This window comes from Frankia sp. CcMO1 (assembly GCF_977945845.1).
Genome location: NZ_CDWTMG010000098.1, coordinates 1 through 15,914, shown reverse-complemented (window position 1 = coordinate 15,914; position 15,914 = coordinate 1). Strand labels below are relative to the sequence as shown.

Sequence of the window (15,914 nt, the reverse complement as noted above, 5' to 3'; positions counted from 1 at the left end):
TCCATGTCGAAAGGTGACCGGCGAGATCTCCCGAAGGGAATCACGCCAAAGATGCGGACCGTGAACGGCGTCAGAGAACCGGCAGTCACGGACGACGGAGTTCCCGTGTACCGGGTGCGGGTCTGGGATCCGGTCCTGAAGAAGCAGGCCGAACGTGTCGTCGAGGGCCTGGACGCGGCGAAGGAGCTGCTCGCCGAGTACATCGAGGCCAAGCGTGTTGGCCCGGGACGGCTTCACGCGCAACGGATCCGGTTCGTCGACGTCGCCGCGCGCTACCTGGTGGCGTACAAGACCAGGCGGGACGGCACTCCGCGCCCGAAGTCCTCCGTAGCGAAGGAACGGAGCGTGCTCAACGCGTACCTACTGCCGGCGCTCGGCAATGCATGGATCGGCGATCTCGACCTGCCGGATCTGAACAACACCATCAAGGAGCTGCGACTCCAGAACGGAAAACCCGCATCGGCGAATACCAAAAGCACCTCGGCCGCCGTGTTGCGCCGTGTTTTCGTGTGGGCACGCGAGGAAAGAATCATCCTCACGAATCCCGCGCTCGAATTGCGCACGGGTTGGGGCGCCTCCGTCCGGCGGCGGGTGGTGATTCCTAGCATTCCGCAGGTGCTCCGCCTCGCGGCGGCGCTCGACCATTTCAAGGAATCCCTTGGTGATGTCTGCATTCTGCTCGCCTTCACCGGACTGCGGTGGGAAGAGGCCGTAGCCGTCCCGATCGAGAACGTCGACCTCGACGAGCAACTGATCAAGGTCGACCGGACCGCCAGCGAGTCCGGCGGCCGGCGCGACATCCGCGACGATCTCAAGACCCGCGCCGCCGAACGATTCGTCACCATCCCCGACATCGCCATGCCGGCCGTGCGGCGCCTGGTCGACAAGGGAGCGCCCGGCCGCGAAGCGAGCGCCGGCAAGCTGTACTCACGCTTGATCAACGGCGACCGCGGCGGCTACCTCGGCTACGCCACGTGGCGCAAGTACCTGCGCCTGGCCCACGGGTACACCGCCTCGCACCCGGATGGGATGGTGACCTACACCGCACACGAGCTGCGCCACGTCTGCGCCTCGCTCCTGATCGCCTCCGGGGCGAGTGACACCCAGGTCGCCGGCCAGATGGGACACAGCCGGATCGAGACCACCAAGAACATCTACGGGCACCTGTTCGCCCAGGACCGGCGCCTCATCCTCAAGGCGATCAACGCCGCCGTCAGCCGGCTGCACGCCTACGACGAGGACAGCGCCGCCTGATCATGTCAGCCGCACGCGGACATGAGAGAGCCCCCGGTGATTGGGCCACCGGGGGCTCTCGCCCTGTCAGCCCTAGGGACTGTAGGGCCACTTCTAGGGCCGGATCTTGCCCACCTGGCCGTCTGACCTGGTGGAACGTGGTGGGCGATACTGGGATTGAACCAGTGACCTCTTCCGTGTCAAGGAAGCGCTCTCCCACTGAGCTAATCGCCCGCAGAGCGGTAGTGGGACCGAGGTGGAGACGGGATTCGAACCCGTGTAGACGGCTTTGCAGGCCGTTGCCTCGCCTCTCGGCCACTCCACCGTGAGGCCTAGACCTCCGAGCGGACGACGGGATTCGAACCCGCGACCCTCACCTTGGCAAGGTGATGCTCTACCAACTGAGCCACGTCCGCATGCACGGCAGCTCGAGCGTAACGCCCGCCGTGCGCTCGTACGTTAGCCGACCGCCGTCGCGGCCGTCCAACCGGCTTTCCGCTGCGCGTCGACGGCTACCGTGGTCCGCGTGATGCCGATCTGGCCAGATCCGCGGCCACCGGCCGACGGCTCCGGAGGACACGGACGCACTGCCCGCAACGGCACCTCGGACCGCTGCGGGCGGGCCTGGTTCGGCGGGCTGCTCGCGGACCGGATGGCCGAAGCGGCGGACGATCCCGCCGTTCTCGACGACGGGGGCTGGTGGGCCGTCGTCGTCACGTTCGAGGGCGAGGTGCGGCTCTGGCGCTTCGACCGAGTCCGGCCTGCTCTCCTGCCGCCGCCCCGTGCCTCCTGGCGTGGCCCTGCCCCGGGCGAGTGGCGGTCGAGCCTGGACCGTGCTGCATACCTGGACGGCGTCAGGGAGATCCGCCGGCGGATCCGCGAGGGCGACGTGTACCAGGTCAACCTCTGCCGAGTGCTCACCGCGCCGCTCCCCGACGACGCCGACCCCTGGGCGCTCGCCCTGCGCCTGGCAGCGGGTAACCCGTCGCCCTACGCCGGTGTCGTCGACGTCCCCCGGATCGGGTCGCTCCCGCCGACTCGGCTGGTGAGCGCATCCCCCGAGCTGTTCCTGAGCCGGCACGGCGACGCCGTCGTGTCGGCGCCGATCAAGGGAACCGGGGGCACACCAGGCGACCTCCTGCCCAAGGACGACGCCGAGAACGTCATGATCGTGGACCTCGTCCGCAACGACCTCCAGCGCGTCTGCCGGCCGGGCACGGTCGCGGTGCCGTCCTTGCTGAGCGTCGAACCGCACCCGGGGCTCGTGCACCTGGTCTCCACCGTCGAGGGCCGGCTGGAGCCCACTGCCACATGGCGCGACGTGCTCGCCGCGACCCTGCCACCCGGATCGGTCTCCGGTGCGCCCAAGAGCAGCGCGCTGCGTGCCATCAGTGACCTCGAGCCTGTGCCCCGCGGTCCCTACTGCGGCGCGATCGGGTACGTCGACGCCGACCGGGGCATCGCCCGCCTGTCCGTCGGGATCCGCACGTTCTGGTTCGACGGCGATCGGCTCACCTTCGGGACCGGCGCCGGGATCACGTGGGACTCGGACCCGGTTGCGGAGTGGGAAGAGACCGAGCTGAAGGCGGCCAGGCTGGTGGGCCTGGCGACGCACGGGGAGCGACTCGCGAGGAGGGCGCAGCACGTATGACGGTCGTCTGGGCCAACGGGCGATCAGCCACCGACAGGTCGTCGCGCTCACCCCGGCGCCTGCACCGCCTGCACCGCCTGCACCGCTCGGCGAGCGCCCTCGGGTTCGCCGGTGCGGAGATCCCCGCCGACGCGACCGTGCGCCCCGCCGACGCGGACATCCTGGCGGCGAGCCGCAACCTGCGCGGCAGCGAAGCGGGAAGGGCCGCCATCGAACTGTTCGGCCGGCGGCTGGCCGCCGGCCTGGATCCCTGACAGCCCTCCCGCAGGACGCGCTACGCCAGCAGACGCGCCACCGCGGCGTCGAGGTCGAGGTACAGGCTCTCCTCGCCGTCCGGGACCACGGCCGCGGTGCGGTCGAGGAAGATGCGGACGTCCTCGGCCCCCGCTTCAAGGACGGCCTGCCCGTCGGGCGAGGTCAGGGAGATCATCAAAAGTTCGCGACCTGTTCCCCACGACGGCCACACGTGCACGTCGCCGTCGCCGATCGGCGTGGACAGGCCGGTGCGGAGCAGGTCACGCGCGAAGACCCACTCCACCTCCATGCCGTCGCCGGAGAAGACGGCGCGAACGGCGTAGGGGTCTGAGGCGCTGTACCGAAGGCTGACCGGGAGGGGAACGGCGTCGGCATCGGCCACCACGAGCCGCAGCTGAACTGATGCCTCGACGTCGACTTGCGGCTGCATCGGACTCCTTCAGTATTGAACAAGCTGGGGTGGAACGCCCGTGACGGTCTGTGGGGTGTACCCCATTCGGGGGACACGCGGCTGGCCTACAGCGGCATCTTTCCCTCTTGGCCTACATCCGAAACCCGCCGGACGGGTGGTCCTACAGTTGACCCGTGGAGACCGCCCAAGAGGACCGGGACGAGGTGTCTTCCGCCCGATCGGAGCACTCCCCCCTAGCCCGTGCGAGTGCCGTACTAGCCCGTGCGAGTGCCGTGCGCACACGGATCAGGGCAGCCCGACGTGGATATCTCATCTATCGCGTGATTGTCGGGTTGGTGGGCACGGCCATCGTCGTCGGCGGGCTCGCCCTTGTGCCACTGCCCGGTCCGGGGTGGTTGATCGTCTTTGTCGGGCTGGCCATCCTGGCTTCCGAGTTCGCGTGGGCGGCACGCCTGGAGCGCTACGCGCGCCGGAAGGTGCTCGGCTGGACCCACTGGGTCGGCCGGCAGCACGTCGTCTTCCGGCTGCTGATCGGGCTGGCGACGCTGGCGTTCGTCGCGGCGGTCGGCTACCTGTTGCTCGTCGTGAACGGCGTCCCCGAATGGGTGCCGGACAACTGGGTGCCGTCACTACCCGGACTCTCGCCGTGACCCTCGCCGTGACCCTCGCCCCGGAGCGCCCGATCACCCTCGACCAGACGGACGGAGGATTCGGCCGAGCGGGTAGTGGTTCGCTAGGATCCTTAAGACCGCGCCACCCGTTACGGAAGTGGCCGGTGTTCCCGGGCGATTAGCTCAGCGGGAGAGCGCCTCGTTCACACCGAGGAAGTCACTGGTTCGATCCCAGTATCGCCCACCACATCGCCGCAGGTCAGAGGCCAGTTCCGGAACGTCGGGACCGGCCTCAAGATCATCCTACCGGAAGCCATCCGGTGTTGATCATGCGGGATGCTTGCCGCAGCCCCATGCCGATCCGTGCCGGTTCTTGCCGCAGGCACGGCTCCAGGCCGCGGGAATCCCCCCTCTCGCACGCCCGAAGCGAGCACCGGGTTGGCGACGCCGGCGCTGGAGCCGCCAACCGGACCGGCCGAACCGGAGGGACCGGCAGTTGCCTGCCCGGGATCGCCGGACCTGGCGGGCGGGAGTCAGTTCGACCTTCCCGTTCGCTCTGGGTCGTTGACGTATCGGCCGGCGCGGCACCCAGGTACTCGGACACCTGCTGCGCCAGATCCAGCGGCAGCGCAAGGATCTTCCGCACCCCCAGAGCAGATCCGGCCCTGGGATCGGCGTACCGGACCAAGGTCGTCAAGGGCCCGACCGGGGCCCGACCGGGGCCCGACCGGGGCCCGACCGGGGCCCGACCGGGGCCCGACCGGGGCCCGACCGGGGCCCGACCGGGTGGAGTCACATCAGGGACGTGTTTCGCCGGTATTCCAGGCGATGTCGTCGACTGCGAGCCATGGGGCGACTGCGACGGCCTTCGGTGTGACGCCGGCGAAGGCCATGACGTCCCGGTGAAGGTGGGATTGATCGACGTAGCCGCTCTCCGCGGCTACCAGGGCGGCGCTGCGGCCCGCGGCGAGCCGGCGTGTCGCGTGGTCGAAACGGACCAGTTGAGCGGCACGTTTGGGGGTGAGGCCGATCTGGCTTCGGAACCGTGACCACAGGCGCTGGCGGCTCCACCCGACCTCGGCTGCCAGTCGCCCGACCCGAACCCTTCCTTGGTTCGTCATCATCTGCCGCCAGGCGAAGGCGACTTCGCGGTCGACCGCCCGGCCTGCATCCTGTCGTTGAGCGAGCGTGGCCTCCGCGATCGCGAACCGCTCGACCCACGACCCGGCGTCGCGCAGTTGATCCTGGACCCGCACGGCGTCGCGCCCCCAGAGGTCGGTGAGGGTGGCCACCGTCCCACCCAATTCCGAAGCGGCGCCCAGCACGGCGTGCGCGACGATCGGCGACAGCCGTATCTGCAGGCACTCGATTCCCCGCCCATGTCCTCGAACGCTGCCGGGTGCCATCCCGGCGACGATGTTGCCCCGCTGCCGGCCGTGGTCGTGGTCGACGAGCAGTCCGTCGCCCAGGTCAACGACCACCGTGAGGGCCGGGTACGGAACGGCCTGAAGGTCGACCTGGTCGCCGGTGCGGTCCCGGAAGCCGGCCATGCTGACCCCCGCCATCCGGGTGGGTGATGACGGGACCGCGATGTCCCACACGGCCGCGGCGTCGCGAAGCGACGACTGCGGACCTGAGCGCTGGGCAGATCTCATACCGCCAGGTTACGAGCGCTCAAGCAGTGGGAGGGCCGCAACATTTCTCCAAGACGCGATCCCGGACCGGTGACGACCCTGATGACACCCCGACCTCGACCCGGACGTCGACCCGGAAGGAAACCTCGTCATGCGCGACCCGATCGACCCGTTCACGCCAGCCGTCGAGCTCGCCGCGGCCATACGCCGCAAGGAGGTGAGCCCGCGCGAAGTGGCCGACTGTTATCTCGAGCGCATCGACGAGCTCGACCCCCGGCTCAACGCGTTCTGCCATAGGGCGGATGACGACGTGCGCAAAGCCGCTTCTACCGCGGAGGATGCCGTGCTTCGGGCCGACTCGACCGAAGACCTCCCGCCGTTCCACGGCGTCCCGCTGCCGATCAAGGATCTCCTCGACGTCGCGGGCTGGCCCACGACCCACGGGTCCGCCGGCGCCAGCCGTGCACCAGCCGTGGCATCGGACCCGGTCGTGCGGCGGTTCGTGGACGCGGGATTCGTGCTGCTCGGCAAGACCACCACCTCCGAGTTCGGCGCCGTGCCCTTCACCGAGAGCCAAGCCCTGGGCATCTCGCGCAACCCGTGGGATCCGGACCGCACACCTGGTGGGTCATCGAGCGGCGCAGGCGTCGCTGTCGCCGCCGGCATGGCGCCCATCGCCCACGCCGAAGACGGTGGCGGATCGATCCGCATACCCGCGGCGTGCACCGGCCTGGTCGGGCTGAAACCCACCCGCGGCCTGGTCACCAACCTGACCGTCGAGAGCGAAGGACTCGCCACCAGCGGCGTGGTCACCCGTTCGGTGGCCGACACCGCGGCCGCCTTGGACGTGTTGGCCCGCCATGATCCGGCTGCGTGGTGGTCACCCCCCACGCAGCGGGCGACGTTCGCCAGGACGATGACGATGGCTGCACCGAAGGGGCTGCGGATCGGTGTGCTCGTCGACTCTCCGATCGACGGGCTCACCGTGGACCCGGCATGTGCCGAGGCGGTCACCATGACCCTTCGCACCCTGGAATCGGCCGGCCATCACGTCCTGGACGCCAACCTTCCGCTCCCCCCGTCCGACGAGCTGATCGCGGCGTTCACGACGATCTGGAACGTGGCCGGCGCCGGGATCGCGCTCACCGATCCAAGCCAGATCGAGCCCCACAATCGGGCCCTGCGCGAGGCAGCACGAGCGATCGACTCGTGGGCCTACGCAGAAGGGGTGAAGAAGACCCAAGACCTCTCGAGGCGCATCGTCGAAGCCTTCCGCGCCAGCTTCGATCTCCTCGTCACGCCTACGATGGCATGTCTCCCGCCACCCGTCGGTGCCTGGAGAGCAGGCACCGCCGACCATCCCCTGATGGCACTGCTCAACAGCTACCCGATGGCTGTGTTCACGTCACTGTTCAACGTAACCGGCCAACCGGCAATCTCGGTCCCGATCCATCACGACAGCGCCAGCGGACTGCCCGTCGGCGTCCAGATCGTCGCTGCACCATGGCGGGAAGACCTTCTCCTCCAGGTATCCCACACTCTCGAAGTCGCACACCCATGGTCCGACCGCCGGCCCACATAAGTAGTCGGATTCGTCAACTGGTCGGGAGTCGCGGGCCGTCGCCATGGGGATTCACGTGATGGTCGGGGGCGTTGTGGGACCGACCCTCATCCATCGAACCCTGGGAGGATGGGAGGCCCCTACGTCCTCGGCGAGTTGATGTCTCAGTTCGCTGGCCGCCTCCTGCAACCTGCGGACTTCGGCCTCGGTGAGCGGATCCTCGGCAAGCTTGTCGCCCTTGTCCCTGCTGGCGGCCACCAACGCATTGATCACTTCCATATAGCGGACCTTGGCTGCGACCGTCAAGAACATCCCACCTGCCCCTGAGCCGTAGTACCAGTCCTTGAACCCTTCCCGAAAACGCAGTAGGTCTTTCCGTGACGGGGCTTCGTGCGGTAGCCAGTATCGCGGCAAGCAGGCCGAAATTCGGAACAACTCCTGATATCGCTCCAGTCTCTTGTCCAGCAGCGTTCGATCGTAGGAATGCTTCAAATCCAACAGCATGCTTGACCGGGTTGTCAGGAAGGTCGCAATGGCGCCGGCCGCCACTCCGGCAGCGGTGGCAAGCAACGGGACCAATACAGCCATCGTCACGTCGTCCCCAAAGAGTCACGCCAGGCGAGCGCACCGGCGTAGCACGCGCAAGCCACTGTCCACGTTCCCCGAGACCCTATGGGCAATGGCACGAACCCGGCGGCCTGATCGCCAGGTTGAATGCCCGACCAAAGCCGAGCCCGGGAAACCAACGCTGGCGGTCACCAGATCGGGCGATCCGTCTCAACGACCGAGGGCCCTCGGTGACCTCCGACGCAACGCAGACCGCGACCGGGTGCCATGACGCCCGCGCCCGAGACGTCGGGCGACGTCGACGCCGTCCTCATCACCCGCGAACACTTCGATCACTTCGAGCCCGCACGGCTCTGAGCGCGCGTGCGGCCGTACTCGGCCAGGGCGTGGAACGCCGCCTTCGGCGACCAGGAGCCGTCCGGCAACACCCGCACGATCCCGCGCGCGGCAAGGTCGAAGTCGCGCTCGGCATCACCGGTGGTGGGCAGGTGCCGGCTTGCGAAGGTATACACGAACGCCGCGTCCACCCCGCCGGCCTCATAGTCGCGCAGCAGATCCAGGAGGTACAGGGCCTGGCCCTCCTCATCGCGCTCAAGCCCCGGGCTGAGCTTCGAGGCCCGGCCGTGGTCGTCGTACGTCACGGGCTCCGCGACGCCCGCGACGCTCCCCGCGCCGCGGAACGTGCAGCAGCCGAACTCGGTCGCGGCGTACGGCTTCCCCTGGGCCACCGCCGCCGCGAGCGTCTGCGGGAACGCCGCGGCGTTGGACGCGTCACGGCATCCGGCGTCGCTCGCGATGATGTCGAACGGCGCCCAGTCCACGGCCTCCAGCGGGATCGAGGCGTACCCGATGGGCCCGCCGAACCGCTCCCGCACCGCAGGAACAGCCTCGGCCAGGAAGTCGCGCACGGCGGCCTGCGCGGTCGGGACCGCCGCGCGTATGCGAGTCGGGTCGGTGAGCAGGGCTATGCGCTCGGCCAGGTCGCGACCGGGCAGGAAGCCGTCCGTGACCATGGCGATCTCGGAGCCGGTGAGGTAGACGACCGACGCTCCGCTCCGGCGTATCCGCTCGGCTCGCTCGGCGCCGTCGAGCACGAACGCCATGAGTCCGTCGCGGTCGAGGCCATTGGTGAACGGGCAGTACCACACCTCGAGCCCGGCCTCGGCCGCGAATCGCGCGGCCAGCTCGAGCCGGTCCTGGACGCCGCCGGTGATGCGCACCGCGTCGCAGTGCAGCTCGTCGCGGATGAGGCGCAGTTCGTGTCGCACGGTCTCCGGGTCCCACGGCTCATGGGTCGTGGACCCAGCACTGACGAACCCGGTGTCGTAGTTCATGCCGAACGCGCGCATGAGTTGGCTCCCCTCTCGCTCGGAAGGCACCCCAGACACCCTTTAGGGTACGCCGAGTACCTTATAGACATGGGCGCGAGGCGCAGGAGCGAGGAGTGGAACAGGGCGGCGCGCGCCTCGGCGGCCCGGACCGGACTCAGAGCCTGCGTCCTCGCCCACGGCTGGTCAGCGCTGCATCCTCGGATCCTCGGTGGGGTCTGCATACATGCGCGGGCAATCACGATCGATCGCATCGGGGCGCAGTTCGTAGTGCCAGGGTTCGTTCCGGTAGATCTGGCACAGCCCGTACTCGGCACCATGCCTGGACAGCCACGCCGTCGCATCGGAGTGCCCGATGTCGACCGCGTCCCCCGACACGTGAGGTGACGTCGCCGCAGTGGCCACCCACCGGGCTGCCTCGTCCTCGGACCCGTACTCGGAGATCGCCTCGCGAAGAAGCTGATTCTGGTACTCCGGGGATCGCCAGCCGCTACTGACGTAGAACCTGACTCCGTCGTCCGGGACGACGCCGTCGGCCTCGCCAAGCGCACCACGACGCTCGCTGCGAGGGGAATCCCGAGGTGACGCGACCGGGGGGACGACGCGGACGGAGACGACACGGAGGACACGGACGAGGGCTTCAGCAACTGGTGGCAGAGGCCCGCCGTGATCGCTGCCATGACGACTATCAGGCCGACGAGAAGGAGCCGGCGAATCCGGCGGATCGCCTTTCGGGCCGGTGATAGGACTTGAGTCATACTGCCAGTGAAGGCAGCGTGGTGTTGCCAGCGGGTTGTGTGGATTTCGATATGCCGGCGATATTCCCGGGGGCCGGTACAGGGCCAGTACACCCGGTGGGCGGCGGAACTCGTCCCGACCGCGCCAGACGCCGCGACCGGCGGTAGTGCGGGCCCTACCCGAGGAGGGTCCGGATCTCGGCGAGCTCCTTGGTCTGACCGTCCACGATCTTCTGGGCCAGCGTCTTGGCCGCGGGATCGGTGCCTCGGGCGGTCTCGGTCCTGGCCGTGGCGATCGCACTCTCGTGATGAGCGATCATCATGGTGAGGAACATGCGGTCGAACGCCTCGCCCTTCATCCCGGACAGCTCCGCCATGTCCCCGTCGGACCTCATCCCGAGCATCGACTCGCCCAGGTCCCCACTGTGGTCGGTCATCGGCATGCCCCACCGCTGCATCCAGGCCGTCATCGTCCGGATCTCCGGGCCCTGGGCGGCCTCGATCCGCTTCGCGAGGGGGCGCACCTTCGGGTCCGTCGAGCGGCCCGGGACCAGCTTAGCCATGTCGATCGCCTGCTGGTGGTGAGCGATCATGAAGGTGGCGAAGGTGGAGTCGGCGGTGTTGGACGGCGACGCGGAGGCCGTCGGCACGGCTCCGGACGAGCCGGAATCGTCGTCAGAGCCGCAGGCGGCCAGGACGCCGATCAAAGTCAGGGCGATCATGCCGGTCACAGCCGTGCGAGCGTGGGACACGGGTCGGGTCTCCTTCTTCCGTCAGGTGGTTTGGAGCGCCCCCAAGCATCAGTGGCGGAAGCCATGGATCTGACGGTGGATCGATGAAGGTTTCCTCAAGAATCGGACACCGGCTGGCCCGACTGTACGAAACGGTTTCGTTCTCCGGCGGGTTGGTGCTAGCGTTTCCACGTGTACGGAACGGTTTCGTTTCGAACGTCGCCGCCAGGTTGCCAGGGAGGGGAGGAAGCAGATGGACTCGGTGACCGTGGCGACGAAGGCCGACCGCCGGACGGCGATCTGTGAGGCAGTGTTCGAACTGCTCGGCGAGGTGGGGTACGACCGGATGTCGATGGACGCCGTCGCGGCGCGGGCACGTGCCAGCAAGGCGACGATCTATCGCATCTGGCCGAACAAGCCTGATCTGGTGATGGACGCGATGACGCACCGGTTCGGTGAGGCGACGGCGCCGGCCGACACCGGTTCGCTGCGGGGGGATCTCGTCTCGCACATGCGGCGGGCCTGCGGGCTCGCGTGCGGCGAGGACGGTGCGGTGATGAGCGGGCTGTTGAGCGCGGCCGCGCGTAACCCGGACCTCTCCCGCGTCCTGCATCATCACCTGTACGAAGCGAAGAAGCAGGTGTACGACGTGATGATCGCGCGAGCGGTCGCCCGGGGGGAACTCGCCGACGGCACCGATGCCGGCCTGCTCCACGAGCTCGTGCACGCCCTGATCATGGCTCGCCGGATGTCGGAGCTCGGTCCGCTGGACGACCCGTACGCCAACCGCGTGGTCGACCAGGTGCTCCTGCCGGTGCTGCGACAGGCCGCGTCCACGGGCAACGACCCCCAGGGCACGACGCCCTAACCCGTACCAAACCCTTTCACGGTGCCGTCCCAGCGTCGGGACGCGGCACGGATCCCGCGCGCCCTGAAACGGATGCGCGCCCTTTCTGGAGGGACACGAAAGTGACTGACACGTCGCTTGGCTCGGCTGCCACCGAGCCTTCATCGGCCGCCGCGGAGGCGACCGTCGACCCCCGGCGGTGGTGGGCGCTCGGCGTCATCGCCATCGCCCAGCTCATGGTGGTCCTGGACGCCACGGTGGTGAACATCGCGCTGCCGTCGGCGCAGCGGGCACTCGACATCTCCGTCGCGGACCGCCAGTGGATCATCACCGCCTACACCCTGGCGTTCGGCGGCCTGATGCTCCTCGGCGGCCGGATCGCCGACTACTTCGGCCGCAAGCGGACGTTTCTGGTGGGCCTGATCGGCTTCGCCGGGGCCTCCGCCCTCGGCGGCGCCGCCACGAACGCGTTCACGCTGTTCAGCGCCCGGGGCCTGCAGGGCGCCTTCGGTGCGCTTCTGGCACCGGCCGCACTGTCACTGATCACCGTGACGTTCACCGAATCCAAGGAACGGGCCAGGGCGTTCGGCGTCTACGGCGCCGTCTCCGGTGGTGGTGCGGCGATCGGCCTGCTCTCCGGCGGCCTGCTCACCGAGTACGCGACCTGGCGGTGGTGCCTGCTGGTGAACATCCCCGTCGCGCTGCTGGCCTTCGCGGCCGCCGTTCCCCTGGTGCGGGAGAGCCGGGCGCACGGTGACACCCGCTACGACCTGCCCGGTGCCGCGCTCGCCACGACGGGGCTGGCAGCACTGGTCTACGGCTTCACCAAGGCCGCGACCGACGGGTGGAGCGCCGGCGTCACGGTGGCATGGCTGGTCAGCGCGGCCGCCCTGCTCGTCGGCTTCGTCTCCTGGGAGGCGCGCACCGCTCACCCGCTGCTGCCGCTGCGGGTGGTGCTGGACCGGAACCGGGGCGCGTCGTTCCTCATCTCGGTCCTGGTGGGTGCGGCCCTGCTGGGGATGTTCCTGTTCATGACGTTCTACCTGCAGCAGACCATGGGCTACTCGGCGCTGCGCAGCGGCGTCGCGTACCTGCCGTTCTCCGGTGGGATCATCGTCGCGGCCGGTATCGCGGCGCAGCTCCTGCCGAGAGTCGGGCCACGGGTGATCATGTCAGTCGGCGGCGTCCTCGCCACCGGCGGAATGCTGTGGCTCACGCGGCTCGACCTCGACTCGTCCTACAGCACGGACATCCTGCCGTCGTTCGTCGCGATTGCCCTCGGCATGGGGTTGATCTTCGTGCCGCTCAGCAGCACCGCGCTGACCGGTGTGGCCGAGCACGACGCCGGCGTCGCCAGTGCCATGGTGAACACGACGCAACAGATCGGGGGGTCGTTGGGGACCGCGCTGCTCAACACCATCTTCACGACCGCCGCGGCCGACTACTTCACCGGTCACGGCACGGCGCAGGTGCAGCAGGCAGAGGCGGCCATCCACGGCTACAACGTGGCCTTCACCGCGAGCGCCGTGCTCCTCGCGGTGGCGACCGTGCTGGTGGTCCTCTTCATCCGCGGCGGAACCGGTCCGACGACGTCGGACGACGCCGGCCTGGCCGACGAGCAGCTGGTGCCGGTGCCGGCCATCTGAGGACGGCGAGGCCCGGACGCCCGACCGGCCGGGAGGTTCCGGAAAGGACTGCGGGGAACCGTCGCACGCCCGTGCGGCGGTTCCCCGCAGTCCACCGCGCACGCGAGAAGGGACGGCGAGGCCCTGCTCTCGCTCACCACCGTGGCACCCGGCGCCGACTGGGCCGTCGCCGGCCGCGAATCGGCGGTGATCTCGGTGCTGGTCGACGGAAGGCGCCGGACGGACCTCGTGATCCCCGGCGGCCGCTCCGTCCGGCGTGACCTGGGAATCGGTCCCGTCACCCGGGGAACTCACCGGGTCTCGATCGTCTTCCACGCCGCCGCGTCCCCGGCCGGAGTGGACCGCGCGATCGTGTCTCGTCCGGTCCTGACGGTACGCGGGCCGCGGGACCGCGGCTACGACGTCGCTGCCCACGCGCCGATCGTGGTGGGCCGCACGCTGGCGCTCCTCGGCTCGCCGTACCAGAACGCCACCACCGACGCCCCCCTGCTGGCCTGGCACGAGACGACGGCGGCCACCGCGCCCGGGCACCGCACCATCGAGTACTCGATCGTGTGGAGCAACGAGGACGGCGGCACCGACACACCCGCCTTGATGGCGCGCTGGGGCCGCACGACCGACATCGAGTGGATCTATCGCGTCGAGCTGGACGAGGCAGGCCGGCGGGTGAGCGGCGGCGACGCGTACCAGGCGGCCAATCACGCCACGCTCCGGTTCACCGGCAGGTACGCCGGTGAGCATCCGCTGCTGCAGACCTGCACGGTCAACAACAACATGTGCGACGCCGTCACCCCGGACGCCTCCCTGCAGTTCCTGCTCGGTGCGGACGACACGCGTCCGGCCGACCGGGCGCGCGAGGTCCTGATGGACCGGCATCCGTGGACGTATCCGGTAATGGCCGCGGAGCAACTGCGCGAGGGCAAGATCGAGCCACTGCCCGACCCGTCGACGCCGCAGGTGGGCGACCCCCGGACGTACCTGTGGATCGAGGTCGACAAGGACACCGGCGCGGCCACCGGGACGGGTGCCGCCGCGGGCCTCACGGTCGGCGTCACGCTGAAGGGCGATCCGGCGCCGTACCGCTCCGACCACGGGCAACCGACCTGGTCCATCGCCCGCGACGACCCCGCCGCGACCACGGTCGAACTGCCCGCCGGGACGACCGGCGACGACATCGCCGAGATCATCGCCATCCGGCAGCCGATGGGATCGGGCGACAACGGCGCGCCGGTGAACGTCACCGGCATCAACCGCGCGTTCTTCCTCGACGCGGCCTACCGGCCGATGCGCTCCTTCCTGAGCGAGCGCGCGGCGCTCACGCTCACCGCCGGGCAACCGACGGCCGTGCTCCATCGGTCGGAGTGAGGCCGAACCTCACGCTGCCGAGGTTCGCCCACGTATTCGGTGTGGCCACGGGCAGCGGAAACGTTTAAGCACACCGAAAACGTGGGCGAACTCAGCTACGACCTAGTGACCGCGGCGGCCGAACTCGTGGCGGAGGACGTCGCGGGCGGCGGCCGTGCCGAGCCTCTCGCCGTGCACGGAGGCGCTGCGGTAATGCACACCGGCCCAGACCCTCGCCTCGACAAGCTCCGCCAGGGCTGCGGAAAGGCTCTCGTAGTGGCGGGTCGTGCCGGAATCCGCGCTGTGGGCGCTGAACGAGACGTCGTCGCGACCGAAGAACGCGCGCAGGCCCGCCACGGTCCCCGCCGTGAAGCAGGCGTGCCCGGACGGGTACTCCGGCGACGGCGCCGTCACCCGCAGCGGCGTCCAGGCCGGGTCGGCGGCGGTGGCCGGGTTGCCGTCCGTGTCAGCCAGCGGGATCGCGGTCACCGGACGCCAGAAGCTCCAGAACTTCTTCTGCCGGTAGCAGGCGACGAGTGCGTCGACGGCGGCCAGGTCCACCATCGCGAACAGGCGGGCCGTCTGCAGGGTCCCGAGCCGGTGGCTCGCCGCGAGCCCTCGCTTGATCTGCCACTCCACCAGGCGCGGATCGTCCCACCAGATCGCCGCCTCGGTCTGATCCGGCGTGCGCACCGTACTGGTGGCCGAGCCGAGTGCCTTGACCTCGTTGAGGTCGCGCGCGTAGGCGGCGCTGGCGAGCGCCGGCGGCCCCGGCGCGCGGAAGGCCTCGGGGTTGCGGATTGCGAACGGCTTCAGGCTGGCGAACCAGGCGCCGGTCTGGAGGAAGCCGGGCGGGGTCGGCCGCCACTGGCCCGGGGCGCTGCCGACGGGCCAGGTCGCGTCGGAGAAGGCGCCGTCGTCGCGGCGAGCGCCGATCATGGCTGCGGCGGCAGCCTCGCCGACGGCGACGCCGCCGCGCTCCGCGGGGCCGTCGGGGATCGCGGCGAGCGACTCGTCGTACCGCGCCCGCAGGGATTCCGCCTGGGCGGGGAAGAGCGAGAGGAGCACCCGGTAGGCCGCGGCTGCGACGGCGGCTGGGGCCGAGTCGCCGGGCCGGGTGCGGGGTGCGATCAGGAACGGCTCGTACGGGGTGCCGGCGATCGCGTTGACCGCGTCGTACACGGCGCCCTGCACCATCGCGAAGCTGCGGGTGGTGGCGGTCGGCGACTGCCGGGCGACGTCGAAGATGGCGGTCTCGGCGTAGGTGTTCCAGGCGATGACGGCGCCCGGCACCGCGTCGCCGGGCGGGGCGCCGGGCGGGGCGGCGGGCCGGGCCTGCGCCGCGGCGGACGTCGAC

General features: G+C 69.7%; 15 protein-coding genes and 4 tRNA genes. 9 read left to right on the top strand and 10 right to left on the bottom strand.

What is annotated here, in order from left to right:
- A partial coding sequence (locus AC08OU_RS13420; protein WP_476605033.1) for a tyrosine-type recombinase/integrase occupies window positions 1-1,254 on the top strand: 1,254 nt, incomplete at its 5' end.
- Window positions 1,255-1,392: 138 nt separating this feature from the next.
- On the opposite strand, the gene AC08OU_RS13415 is transcribed toward AC08OU_RS13420, so the two are convergent.
- From AC08OU_RS13415 to AC08OU_RS13405, 3 genes are all read right to left on the bottom strand, one after another.
- Window positions 1,393-1,467: transfer RNA gene (locus AC08OU_RS13415), tRNA-Val, on the bottom strand.
- 20 nt (window positions 1,468-1,487) lie between these two features.
- A tRNA-Cys gene (locus tag AC08OU_RS13410) sits at window positions 1,488-1,558 on the bottom strand.
- An 18-nt stretch (window positions 1,559-1,576) separates the two neighbouring features.
- Window positions 1,577-1,649: transfer RNA gene (locus tag AC08OU_RS13405), tRNA-Gly, on the bottom strand.
- A gap of 113 nt (window positions 1,650-1,762) precedes the next feature.
- On the opposite strand from AC08OU_RS13405, the gene AC08OU_RS13400 reads away from it, so the two are divergent.
- Together AC08OU_RS13400 and AC08OU_RS13395 are read left to right on the top strand one after the other, a co-directional pair.
- Complete coding sequence (locus tag AC08OU_RS13400) at window positions 1,763-2,884, top strand: chorismate-binding protein (protein WP_476605035.1); 1,122 nt, start codon at window positions 1,763-1,765, stop codon at window positions 2,882-2,884.
- A complete protein-coding gene (locus tag AC08OU_RS13395) occupies window positions 2,881-3,138 on the top strand; it encodes a hypothetical protein (protein WP_476605032.1) in 258 nt (85 codons plus the stop codon). The genes AC08OU_RS13400 and AC08OU_RS13395 overlap by 4 nt, the downstream gene beginning before the upstream one ends.
- A gap of 20 nt (window positions 3,139-3,158) precedes the next feature.
- Here AC08OU_RS13395 and AC08OU_RS13390 read toward each other — a convergent pair whose 3' ends face one another.
- The gene (locus tag AC08OU_RS13390; protein ID WP_476605031.1) at window positions 3,159-3,569 is read right to left on the bottom strand and encodes an SsgA family sporulation/cell division regulator; all 411 of its coding nucleotides are present in this window, start codon (window positions 3,567-3,569) and stop codon (window positions 3,159-3,161) included.
- Window positions 3,570-3,724: 155 nt separating this feature from the next.
- Between AC08OU_RS13390 and AC08OU_RS13385 the strand changes: the two genes are divergently transcribed.
- The gene (locus AC08OU_RS13385) at window positions 3,725-4,201 is read left to right on the top strand and encodes a TIGR02611 family protein (RefSeq protein ID WP_476605030.1); all 477 of its coding nucleotides are present in this window, start codon (window positions 3,725-3,727) and stop codon (window positions 4,199-4,201) included.
- A gap of 133 nt (window positions 4,202-4,334) precedes the next feature.
- Window positions 4,335-4,409: transfer RNA gene (locus AC08OU_RS13380), tRNA-Val, on the top strand.
- A 550-nt stretch (window positions 4,410-4,959) separates the two neighbouring features.
- Here the strand turns inward: AC08OU_RS13380 and AC08OU_RS13375 are convergent.
- Entirely contained in the window at window positions 4,960-5,817 is an 858-nt protein-coding gene (locus tag AC08OU_RS13375; protein WP_476605029.1) for a helix-turn-helix domain-containing protein, read from the bottom strand.
- Between the two features lie 130 nt (window positions 5,818-5,947).
- On the opposite strand from AC08OU_RS13375, the gene AC08OU_RS13370 reads away from it, so the two are divergent.
- Window positions 5,948-7,378 (top strand): amidase, encoded by a 1,431-nt coding sequence (locus tag AC08OU_RS13370; RefSeq protein ID WP_476605028.1) that lies wholly within the window; start codon window positions 5,948-5,950, stop codon window positions 7,376-7,378.
- A gap of 51 nt (window positions 7,379-7,429) precedes the next feature.
- On the opposite strand, the gene AC08OU_RS13365 is transcribed toward AC08OU_RS13370, so the two are convergent.
- The 4 genes from AC08OU_RS13365 to AC08OU_RS13350 all read right to left on the bottom strand — a co-directional run bounded on the left by AC08OU_RS13365 (window position 7,430) and on the right by AC08OU_RS13350 (window position 10,741).
- Window positions 7,430-7,945 carry a hypothetical protein gene (locus AC08OU_RS13365; RefSeq protein WP_476605027.1) on the bottom strand — a complete coding sequence of 172 codons (516 nt, stop codon included), beginning with the start codon at window positions 7,943-7,945 and terminating at the stop codon, window positions 7,430-7,432.
- A gap of 311 nt (window positions 7,946-8,256) precedes the next feature.
- Window positions 8,257-9,303, bottom strand: a complete 1,047-nt coding sequence (locus AC08OU_RS13360; RefSeq protein WP_476605026.1) for a hypothetical protein — start codon at window positions 9,301-9,303, stop codon at window positions 8,257-8,259.
- A gap of 135 nt (window positions 9,304-9,438) precedes the next feature.
- Window positions 9,439-9,909, bottom strand: a complete 471-nt coding sequence (locus AC08OU_RS13355; RefSeq protein WP_476605034.1) for a D-alanyl-D-alanine carboxypeptidase family protein — start codon at window positions 9,907-9,909, stop codon at window positions 9,439-9,441.
- 256 nt (window positions 9,910-10,165) lie between these two features.
- Window positions 10,166-10,741, bottom strand: coding sequence for a DUF305 domain-containing protein (locus AC08OU_RS13350; RefSeq protein WP_476605025.1), 576 nt, complete (start codon window positions 10,739-10,741; stop codon window positions 10,166-10,168).
- Between the two features lie 232 nt (window positions 10,742-10,973).
- On the opposite strand from AC08OU_RS13350, the gene AC08OU_RS13345 reads away from it, so the two are divergent.
- From AC08OU_RS13345 to AC08OU_RS13335, 3 genes are all read left to right on the top strand, one after another.
- Window positions 10,974-11,588 carry a TetR/AcrR family transcriptional regulator gene (locus tag AC08OU_RS13345; RefSeq protein WP_476605024.1) on the top strand — a complete coding sequence of 205 codons (615 nt, stop codon included), beginning with the start codon at window positions 10,974-10,976 and terminating at the stop codon, window positions 11,586-11,588.
- A gap of 101 nt (window positions 11,589-11,689) precedes the next feature.
- Window positions 11,690-13,213 (top strand): MFS transporter, encoded by a 1,524-nt coding sequence (locus AC08OU_RS13340; protein ID WP_476605023.1) that lies wholly within the window; start codon window positions 11,690-11,692, stop codon window positions 13,211-13,213.
- 141 nt (window positions 13,214-13,354) lie between these two features.
- The gene (locus AC08OU_RS13335; RefSeq protein ID WP_476605022.1) at window positions 13,355-14,578 is read left to right on the top strand and encodes a hypothetical protein; all 1,224 of its coding nucleotides are present in this window, start codon (window positions 13,355-13,357) and stop codon (window positions 14,576-14,578) included.
- A 102-nt stretch (window positions 14,579-14,680) separates the two neighbouring features.
- Here AC08OU_RS13335 and AC08OU_RS13330 read toward each other — a convergent pair.
- Window positions 14,681-15,914, bottom strand: a 1,234-nt coding sequence (locus AC08OU_RS13330) for a vanadium-dependent haloperoxidase (protein WP_476605021.1), incomplete at its 5' end; no start/stop codon positions are given.